This window comes from Pseudoalteromonas sp. MMG013 (assembly GCF_018100885.1).
GTDB lineage: Bacteria > Pseudomonadota > Gammaproteobacteria > Enterobacterales > Alteromonadaceae > Pseudoalteromonas > Pseudoalteromonas aurantia.
In genome coordinates this window covers 50,523-59,614 of record NZ_JAGJEE010000033.1, presented here as the reverse complement: position 1 = coordinate 59,614, position 9,092 = coordinate 50,523, and the positions used below count along the sequence as shown (strand labels likewise).

Below are 9,092 nucleotides of genomic sequence, written 5' to 3'. Positions count from 1 at the left end.
AATTTTACGCTTTCCTATTTTTTTGTCAACACTTAAATTCAATGTTTTCATAAAGAAATTTTAAACTTAAGTTCTACTCGACGCTGACTGCGTTTTGCTTTGCTAAGTTAGCGTAGCGCTCCGTGTCAGTGGGGTCGCATTATAGGGAGATGCAGAAAAAGCGCAAGCATTTATTTGAAGAAAAGTGATAAAAATAACGTGTTCGAGCAAAATTACAACGAAAGCTCTGTTTTTGCTACTTTTATGCACGATATACGATGTTTAAATCACCTATAGCCTAAAAACGCAGTTAGTTTTACACTAGCCCTATTAGAATACTCTCTCAAACTGGGGCATTTAAATGCTAAGAAGCTACAAAGGGATCACACCCACTCTTCATGAATCTACTTATATAGATGAGTCAGCAGTACTCGTTGGTAACATCACGATTGGTAAAGACAGCAGTGTTTGGCCTCTCGTCGCCGCAAGGGGTGATGTTAACTATATAAAAATAGGTGAGAGAACTAACGTACAAGATGGTTCTGTATTACATTTAACCCGCGCAACGACCAATAACCCAAGTGGCTACCCATTGATCATTGGCGATGATGTCACTGTTGGTCATAAAGTTATGCTGCACGGGTGCACATTAGGAAATCGAATTCTGGTGGGTATGGGTGCAATAGTTATGGACAATGTGATTGTAGAAGATGATGTGATCATTGGTGGCGGCTCATTAGTGCCACCAAACAAGACCCTACAAGGGGGCTTTCTGTATGTTGGCAGTCCTGTAAAGCAAGCTCGACCATTAAATCCTGAGGAACTTGCCTTTTTAACTGTATCCGCACAAAACTATGTACAGCTTAAAGATGAATACTTACAAGAAAGCTAATTTAATACTGCCATCGGGTTGATACACTTCATCCTCGATTAGTTGCTCAGCTTGAATTTCATAGTCAAATTGATGCTGAGCAAAATGGGCCAATGCCTTACTTTGCTCATTTATAGGTGTAGTAATAATGCATGGTACTATCATACCCGAGACCATCGCATTAAAAGTTAGCGTACATGACACCACATCAAACTCTATTTGATCATTAAACAAAATACCTTGATTCATTATTAACTCGCTTCTCTCATAACTTGATACACTATTTCTGTATCTGGCAGTGTATCTCGCCATAACAGGTAGGCCTCAGCCGCTTGCCCGACTAACATCCCTAGACCATCAACTAACTTACACTGCGCATTATATTGCGATACCCACTTTAAAAAGCTCGTAGTCTCATCGGCATAAAACATATCATACGCAAATTGACACTGCGCAATCAGGTGAGCATCGATGTTTGGCACTTGCCCTGACACACTCAACGATGTGCTGTTAATCACGATGTCAAAGCGCTCATTTGGAATTTCATCAAGTGCATAACTACTAACGGCGCCGTAAGAGTGAAACTCTTTGGCTAAAATAGTGGCTTTCTCAACAGAGCGATTGGCAATTACTATTTCCTTTACACCCGCGCAAAGTAAAGGGTAAATACAGCCTCGTGCCGCGCCACCCGCACCTAATAATAATAGCCGAGCGCCATTTAACTGTGCCCCTTGGTCAATTAAGTCTTTAACTAGCCCTGCGCCATCGGTATTGTCGCCCAACAATCGGCCATCCTCTAAACGTTTCAACGTATTTACAGCACCAGCTAATTTCGCCCGCTGTGTGAGCGTATCAGCTAACGCATAAGCCTGCTCTTTAAAGGGCAAGGTTATATTAGCGCCACACCCTCCACTAGAAAAAAATGCTTCAATACTTGATTGAAAGCCATCTAATGGTGCTAAAATCGCTTCATAACTCAGCGTATCACCACATTGCTTTGCAAATTGCTGATGAATAGCCGGTGATTTCGAATGTTTTATGGGGTGCCCAAATACCGCGTATTTATCCATTTATTTTTAGCCTAGAAGTTAGCAACAATCATGAAGCAGTTAATTAAACGCATCTTTAATAAAGATGCAAGTAAAGTTGCAGCGCAACCCGCTCCAACCCCAGAGAAAACCCCTTATGAAATCATTGGTGGTGAACAAGGCGCGCGCGCTTTAGCCAATCGTTTTTACGACATAATGGCATCAGACCCTTACGCAAAGCCACTTTATGATATGCACCCGCAACCTTTAGATAGGATCCGACAGGTATTTTTTGAGTTTCTTTCTGGATGGTTAGGCGGGCCAGATTTGTTTGCTGAGAAATATGGTCACCCAAGATTACGCCAAAGACACATGCCCTTTCCCATTGATACTGCGCTCAAAGACCAATGGATACACTGTATGAACAAAAGTTTGGATATAGAAATAGATAATCCATTATTACGTGAAGGCTTGCGTAATTCGCTCGACCAGCTCGCAGGTCATATGATAAATCAACACTAAACATGCCTAATCAATGTATCAATTAGCGCAAGACTTATTGCGCTAAGTCAAATTTAGCTCGTCATAAAACACGCATAATACCCTTCTGTTTTTCTCGAATGAGTGGTGCGCGTGAAATCTATTCAACATAAAATTTATGCCTTACTGGCAATTACCGGTCTTTTGGTTCTGATCGCCAGTATATTAAGTAATAGCCACCAGCAACAAACCCTTGCTCAAGACACTGTTGAAAACAATATTAGGTTATTAGCAGACAATTATTTCGACTCAATAAATACCATGATGCTCACTGGGACGATGGCAAACAGAGAGATACTCAGCAACAAGCTGCGTGACCACCCTAATATTGAAGATGCCCATATTATTCGCTCTGCAAAGGTCAATAAACTCTATGGGCCGGGCAATAATAATCAATCAGCGAGTAACGCAGCTGAAATTGCAGCACTCAATGGCACGGAAACACTCGTTATTGAACAGCGTAATGATGACCGGATCATGACCTACCTAAAACCCATGATCGCAAGCAGTGATTATAAAGGTACAAATTGCCTTGGTTGCCATCAAGCCAACGAAGGAGACGTTTTAGGAGTAGTGCGTATCAGTTATTCACTTACAGGCATAGACAACACCGTTCACCAAAACACGCTAGTCAGTACAGGTTTACTCTCTGCTATTTTCTTGTTTACCTTTATCATTCTGGGGGGGTTATTCAGAAAGCTATTTATTGTCAGGCTAAAAACCTTAGGTAAAACCATGCGCTTAGCTACTCAAAATAAAGATTTAAGCCTACGTATTAATGATACGATTGATGATGAACTCGGCCGTTTGGCCTGTAACTTTAATAGAATGATGGCATCATTCACTGACAATATTTCGCAAGTATCGCATTCAGCCAAAGTCCTTATTCACTCTGCTGAAACCATTTATACATCTGCTGATACCACTGAACGCGCCATCTTAGATCAAAAGCAAGGCACTGACTCTGTTGCAGCCGCCATTAATGAACTCGAAAGCTCATCCAGTGAAGTTAAAAATACCACACATTTCGCTTCAGAAAAGTCAGAGAGCAGTAATCACCTTGCTGAACAAAGCATGGCAATCGCCAATCATACTGAGCAGAGTATTAATCAACTTGCTATGGATGTTCGCCAAGCTGGTGAGCAGGTGAGCCAACTGCAATCACAAACATTGGAAGTCGGTAAGGTACTAGAAGTGATCAGTAGTATTGCCGAACAAACCAATCTGCTTGCTCTCAATGCTGCGATAGAAGCCGCCCGAGCCGGTGAAGCCGGTCGTGGTTTCGCCGTGGTTGCTGATGAAGTCAGAACCCTTGCAACCCGTACCCATGATTCTACAGATGAAATAAAACGCACCATTGAAAAGTTGCAAAGTGAAGCAGCTGACACAGTAAAAGCAATGAATGCGTCATGTGAAGAAGCTGACGAGCGCGCACAACAAGTCAAACAGGTTGCGCAAGCACTCAAAGACATCTCTGCACAAATGCATGGAATTAATGATCTTAATGTGCAAATAGCGGATGCTACAGAACAGCAAAATTTAGCCGCTGAAGAGATAAACCAAAGTGTGGTTGCTATTCGAGATAATGCTGAACAGTCATTGATTGATGCTCATGCCAGTAAAAATGTCAGTGAAGAGCTGCTAAACCTTGCCCGTTCACTTGATGAGCAAGTACGGAGCTTTAAGCTCGAATAACTCAATTCTGATCTATGTTAAGCAAAAAGGCACCATCACTGGTGCCTTTTTTATCTCTTAGTACAATTGAGTTTAGTTTTGTTGACCCAACCAATCTTGTGGTTTTAAGAAATGATCGTACAACGCAAACTCTGCACTACCTGGTTCTGGGGTAAAGTTATACTCCCAACGTGCTAACGGTGGCATAGACATTAATATAGATTCTGCTCTCCCCCCAGTTTGTAAGCCGAATAAAGTGCCCCTATCCCAAACTAAGTTAAATTCAACATAACGACCACGGCGATACAGTTGGAACTGGCGTTCATGCTCGCCATACGGAGTCTCTTTACGACGTTCAATTAATGGTACATATGCCTCTAAGAAGCCATTACCCACCGCTTGCATAAAGGCAAAGCTCTTATCGAAGCCCCATTTATTTAAATCATCAAAAAACAGGCCGCCCACACCACGAGTTTCTTGGCGATGCTTCAAATAGAAATAATCATCACACCACTTTTTGTAATCATCATAAATCTCGTCACCAAACGGCTGACATAAGTCTTTTGCCACCTGATGCCAATGCTTTACGTCATCAAGGACAGGGTAAAATGGCGTTAAATCAAACCCACCACCAAACCACCAAATAGGCGCTTCACCTTCTTTTTCAGCAATGAAAAATCGCACGTTGGCGTGACTGGTCGGTATATGAGGGTTCTTTGGGTGAATAACCAAAGACACTCCACACGCATGAAAACTTCTACCAGCGAGTTCAGGTCGATGCGCCGTGGCAGATGCTGGCATTGATTTACCAAAAACATGTGAGTAATTAACGCCCCCTTGTTCTATAACTGCGCCATCGCGAATAACCCGCGTTCTTCCACCCCCACCTTCTACTCTCTGCCATTCATCTTCAACAAATTTGGCTTGCCCATCTGCTTGTTCTAAGCCTGCACAAATATGATCTTGTAATGATAATAAAAAAGCTTTTACCGTCTCTAAATTAACATTTGCCATCTACAATTAGCTCCCTCTTAATACCGCACCAGTCAGTGCATGCTTTATTTGACTCGGAGCACCTGCTCCACCTAACGGCGCATCAACATAGAAACCAACTTGCGTGGTAAATACCCGCTTCGCTTCCTCTAAGCTTGCCACAGGTTCTTGGCCTGATAGATTTGCACTTGTTGACACCAGCGGCTTGCCAAATTGCTGACACAGTGCTTTCACTGTCGGGTGAGCTGTGACACGCACAGCAATAGTACTATGCACCCCCGTTAACCATTTAGGTGTACTTGTTTTAGCTGGTAGCACCCATGTTACGGCCCCAGGCCAAGAAGAAAAAATATCAGCACGCATATCCATTGGAATTTTCGTATCATCTACGTACGGTAAGCATTGACTATAGTTATCAGCAATTAAGATCAGCCCCTTAGCAACATCTCTTTGCTTGATGGCTAACAATGCTTCAACAGCATTCTGATTATCAGGATCACAACCCAAGCCAAATACGGCTTCTGTTGGATAACATATCACTTGGCCTTGTGTTAAAGCTTGAACAACATTATTCGGCTCTATTGACATCGCATTTTCAGATGAATTACTCACTGCGGTTTCTCTATTTTGTGCTGGCAGGACTTTTGCGGGCATTGTAACACAGCTTTTCCTGCCCTTTGCTTTTCTAACATGACTCCCCAACCACATTCAGGGCAAGTATGTACGACTGGTTGCTGATTCACGCTATATTTGCATTTGGGGTAGCAATCGCAGGAGTAAAAGAACTTACCAAACTTATTTTTACGTTTAGCTAACTGCCCTTTCTGACATTTAGGGCACCCAACCTCTTCTGGCTGCTCTTCTTGTTCATCGTGCACGATATAATTGCACTGCGGATAGCCAGTACACCCTATAAACATGCCATAGCGACCATTACGGATCACTAAATGATTGCCACATTCAGGGCAAGGCGATTCATCTAGAATTTTAATGTCATGATTATCGTGCTGGGCTAACGGTGTAATATGTTCACAGGTAGGATAACTCGTGCAGCCCAAAAATGGTCCATTTTTACTATGCTTCATGACTAATTCAGAACCACACTCGGGGCAAGGCTCATGTTCTTTGTCCAATGCATGCTGTTGTGCATTGAATAGCGAAGGGTCAATTTTGGTCATAGTACCTACTGAGGCTGCACGTAATTGCGCCTAATATAACTCCATCACATCTTGGGTCAAGGAGTTATAGTCATTCCATCAAGAAACCCTCACATATTAATGTAAATACTCAGTTGGCTCATCAAAAATGAGATCTTCCATTTGCGCATAGGCATGTTCTTTACCTGGCACATTGAACAACACCATTAAAATAACCCATTTTAAGTCATCAAGACCAATATACGGTTTTTCTAAAGCAAATAACCTATCAATAATCATTTCACGTGTAATACTATCAATCACCCCTACACGCTCAACAAACATAATAAACCCTCGACATTGAACATCTAACATTTGACATTCTTTCTCTGTATAAATCCGTACGGCTTGATCTGCCGTAGCATTTAAATAAGGAATCTCATCGCTGTGTTGAAGATCAGCCAGCTGCTCTAACCAATCTAATGCTTTATAAATTTCATCTTGGTTAAACCCAGCTCGTAACAATTCGTCAGTTAATTCATTTTGCTCAACAAAAATATCTGCTTCGCTGTGGATATAGTTTTCAAATAAGTACATTAAAATATCAAACATAACTAACCCCTTGCTAATTTGATATAGCCGTTCAATACACGCTCTACTTTATCTTCTAACTCTAGATCTAATAATCGCGCGACGACTTTTTCAACTGGCCATTGTGTTCTTTGCGTCAAGGTATCTACACTGGTTACCTCAAAGCCTAAGTTTTGTAATACGCGACAATCCTCCTGTGAGATATCATTTTTAGCCATACTCTCTATAGTATATAGACTGTTTTCTGGCAAAAAGCTCACTTCTTCTAGAATATCACTCACATGCTCCGTAAGCTTAGCGCCTTGTTTTAGTAAAAAATGACCCCCTTGTGAGAGTGGGTTTTTAATAGACCCTGGTATAGCAAATACCTCACGGTTTTGTTCCAACGCATAACGCGCAGTGATCAGTGATCCACTCTTAATTTCAGCTTCAACCAAAAGTACACCTAAAGAAAGTCCGGATATAATTCGATTCCTACGAGGGAAGTTACATGCTTTGGCCAGCGTGCCTGGTAAAAACTCACTTACCACTAACCCACGCTCAATGATTTGCTGATAAAGCTGCTGATGTCGTTTGGGATAAATTATATCGGTACCAGTACCCAGCACTGCGATTGTCTCACCCAAATGTGCTAACGCACCTTTGTGTGCAGCACCATCAACACCTCGCGCTAAGCCTGAGGTCACAACCAAGCCTGATTGCGTTAACTGATAAGAAAACTCAGCAGCAATTTCTAACCCAGTAGCAGTCGCACTGCGACTCCCTACAATCGCAATCTGTGGTTGTACGAGTAAATCAATATTTCCACGACAAAATAGAAGTAAAGGCGCGGTGCATATCTGTTTCAATAACGGGGGATAGCGACTATCAAAATATGACACAATCGCTATAGATAAAGTTTCACAATGACTAATAAGTGCATCGATATATTGCCAGTCAACTTTCACAAGTTGTACGGCTACAGACTCTGCTAATCCTAAGTTTTTTAGTTCATCAATATTTAAATTAAACAGGTGATTCAAATCACCATGATCCATTAGGGCCTTAATACTAGATAGACCGAGCCCTTTGCATAAATATAGCGCCATACAGCGCGATAGTGACAATTGCGACATGCTCCCTCCTTAGAGCATTCGAGTAAAGTTATTCTGCGCTAACAGTATCTCCAACTCGAATTGGATGTATCGATTTAATAACCATTGCATAACTAATGTCGTCATACACTTTAAACACCATTAGCTCTCCTACCTTTTCCTTAGGCATAGTCCAAACAACACTATTCTCTGTATTACCTTTTCCAAACAGCTCTCTGACACTTTTCATAAACTTTTCCAAGCTATTCGCATCTTCAACGTAGCGAGGACCATGTTTACCTTCAATAACTGTAGGTGATTGTTTCTTAATATCAAGAATATGCCCTTCTTTAAGCGCGGCATTACGTCCTAGATTGAGCACCACAACAGCCGTCGTACCAAACTCCCGTAACTTATTGGTGCTAGCAATGATCATCCCCGCATCAATATTTTTAGGTTTCGCCATATGAAATTGCGCCGAATAGCTTTGCCCTTTTGAAATAGGTAAAAGCACATCCCCAGGCTTAATTTCTTGTTTGATCATTTCAACTTCCACAGAAGATGGAACACCATTTTGAATATTACCTACCCGTATTACCCGCGCGGAGCCAACCAACCTTGTTTCATAGGCTAATGTAGTGCCCGTCGCTAAATCTATATAAGGTTCGCCTTGACGATAAATACCATAATTTGCCGATAACGGAAGAGAACCTTTAACGTATAAGATATGACCAAGCGTACTCATTTTCACATTACGACTGGCTCCCAAAACAATAGGACTGTTATTCAATGCATCTTGATCTAGAGCTTGTTCATATTCAATAAATGGTTCAATCATCGCCAGCGGTAAAGTCGGTATTGCGGTGCTTTTTTGCACCGCCACTCGACTATGTGGTGAGAGTTTTTTTACCCCTTTATCTAACATGAGCATCGGACGCCCTTGAGCATCATATTGCAATGCTAAAACATCACCTGGGTAGATGCGATCCGGGTTATTCACTTGCGGATTCCATTGCCATAACTGACGCCATTTCCAAGGGGAACGCAAATATAAGTTAGAAATATCCCATAACGTGTCGCCTTTTTTAACAGTATATTGCTCTGGCGCACTCGATTTTAGATTTAAAGTATCTGCCAATATAGAGAATGAGGCACTCATGGCCATGAATAGCGCAGCAATTGGGTATTTCATTACGGCTTCCTTGAG

At 41.8% G+C, this 9,092-nt stretch carries 11 protein-coding genes; 3 read left to right on the top strand and 8 right to left on the bottom strand.

Annotated elements, in window-relative coordinates:
- Positions 1-340: 340 nt before the first annotated feature.
- Positions 341-871, top strand: coding sequence for a gamma carbonic anhydrase family protein (locus tag J8L98_RS20660; RefSeq protein WP_210997989.1), 531 nt, complete (start codon positions 341-343; stop codon positions 869-871).
- On the opposite strand, the gene J8L98_RS20655 is transcribed toward J8L98_RS20660, so the two are convergent.
- Positions 857-1,099, bottom strand: a complete 243-nt coding sequence (locus J8L98_RS20655; RefSeq protein WP_192509204.1) for a DUF1488 domain-containing protein — start codon at positions 1,097-1,099, stop codon at positions 857-859. The two genes, J8L98_RS20660 and J8L98_RS20655, sit on opposite strands and share 15 nt — an antisense overlap.
- Before the next feature lie 2 nt (positions 1,100-1,101).
- The gene (gene aroE / locus J8L98_RS20650; RefSeq protein ID WP_210997988.1) at positions 1,102-1,920 is read right to left on the bottom strand and encodes a shikimate dehydrogenase; all 819 of its coding nucleotides are present in this window, start codon (positions 1,918-1,920) and stop codon (positions 1,102-1,104) included.
- A gap of 30 nt (positions 1,921-1,950) precedes the next feature.
- Here aroE and J8L98_RS20645 point away from each other — a divergent pair, with 30 nt between their 5' ends.
- Positions 1,951-2,400 carry a group II truncated hemoglobin gene (locus J8L98_RS20645; RefSeq protein WP_210997987.1) on the top strand — a complete coding sequence of 150 codons (450 nt, stop codon included), beginning with the start codon at positions 1,951-1,953 and terminating at the stop codon, positions 2,398-2,400.
- A gap of 105 nt (positions 2,401-2,505) precedes the next feature.
- A complete protein-coding gene (locus tag J8L98_RS20640) occupies positions 2,506-4,113 on the top strand; it encodes a methyl-accepting chemotaxis protein (protein ID WP_210997986.1) in 1,608 nt (535 codons plus the stop codon).
- A gap of 72 nt (positions 4,114-4,185) precedes the next feature.
- Here the strand turns inward: J8L98_RS20640 and hemF are convergent, their stop codons facing one another.
- The 6 genes from hemF to J8L98_RS20610 all read right to left on the bottom strand — a co-directional run bounded on the left by hemF (position 4,186) and on the right by J8L98_RS20610 (position 9,077).
- Positions 4,186-5,106 carry an oxygen-dependent coproporphyrinogen oxidase gene (hemF, locus tag J8L98_RS20635; protein ID WP_210997985.1) on the bottom strand — a complete coding sequence of 307 codons (921 nt, stop codon included), beginning with the start codon at positions 5,104-5,106 and terminating at the stop codon, positions 4,186-4,188.
- A 6-nt stretch (positions 5,107-5,112) separates the two neighbouring features.
- Positions 5,113-5,673 carry a Sua5/YciO/YrdC/YwlC family protein gene (locus tag J8L98_RS20630; RefSeq protein ID WP_210997991.1) on the bottom strand — a complete coding sequence of 187 codons (561 nt, stop codon included), beginning with the start codon at positions 5,671-5,673 and terminating at the stop codon, positions 5,113-5,115.
- Between the two features lie 20 nt (positions 5,674-5,693).
- A complete protein-coding gene (locus tag J8L98_RS20625) occupies positions 5,694-6,263 on the bottom strand; it encodes a topoisomerase DNA-binding C4 zinc finger domain-containing protein (RefSeq protein ID WP_210997984.1) in 570 nt (189 codons plus the stop codon).
- 96 nt (positions 6,264-6,359) lie between these two features.
- Positions 6,360-6,833, bottom strand: coding sequence for a DUF494 family protein (locus J8L98_RS20620; protein ID WP_192509199.1), 474 nt, complete (start codon positions 6,831-6,833; stop codon positions 6,360-6,362).
- 2 nt (positions 6,834-6,835) lie between these two features.
- A complete protein-coding gene (dprA, locus tag J8L98_RS20615; RefSeq protein WP_210997983.1) occupies positions 6,836-7,927 on the bottom strand; it encodes a DNA-processing protein DprA in 1,092 nt (363 codons plus the stop codon).
- A 28-nt stretch (positions 7,928-7,955) separates the two neighbouring features.
- The gene (locus J8L98_RS20610) at positions 7,956-9,077 is read right to left on the bottom strand and encodes a LysM domain-containing protein (RefSeq protein ID WP_210997982.1); all 1,122 of its coding nucleotides are present in this window, start codon (positions 9,075-9,077) and stop codon (positions 7,956-7,958) included.
- Positions 9,078-9,092: the final 15 nt, after the last annotated feature.

Excerpts from the sequence above, each read along its gene's own strand:
- J8L98_RS20660 (WP_210997989.1), top strand. The coding sequence starts at position 341 with ATGCTAAGAAGCTACAAAGGGATCACACCCACTCTTCATGAATCTACT.
- J8L98_RS20655 (WP_192509204.1), bottom strand. The coding sequence starts at position 1,099 with ATGAATCAAGGTATTTTGTTTAATGATCAAATAGAGTTTGATGTGGTG.
- aroE (WP_210997988.1), bottom strand. The coding sequence starts at position 1,920 with ATGGATAAATACGCGGTATTTGGGCACCCCATAAAACATTCGAAATCA.
- J8L98_RS20645 (WP_210997987.1), top strand. The coding sequence starts at position 1,951 with ATGAAGCAGTTAATTAAACGCATCTTTAATAAAGATGCAAGTAAAGTT.
- hemF (WP_210997985.1), bottom strand. The coding sequence starts at position 5,106 with ATGGCAAATGTTAATTTAGAGACGGTAAAAGCTTTTTTATTATCATTA.
- J8L98_RS20630 (WP_210997991.1), bottom strand. The coding sequence starts at position 5,673 with ATGTCAATAGAGCCGAATAATGTTGTTCAAGCTTTAACACAAGGCCAA.
- J8L98_RS20625 (WP_210997984.1), bottom strand. The coding sequence starts at position 6,263 with ATGACCAAAATTGACCCTTCGCTATTCAATGCACAACAGCATGCATTG.
- J8L98_RS20620 (WP_192509199.1), bottom strand. The coding sequence starts at position 6,833 with ATGTTTGATATTTTAATGTACTTATTTGAAAACTATATCCACAGCGAA.
- dprA (WP_210997983.1), bottom strand. The coding sequence starts at position 7,927 with ATGTCGCAATTGTCACTATCGCGCTGTATGGCGCTATATTTATGCAAA.
- J8L98_RS20610 (WP_210997982.1), bottom strand. The coding sequence starts at position 9,077 with ATGAAATACCCAATTGCTGCGCTATTCATGGCCATGAGTGCCTCATTC.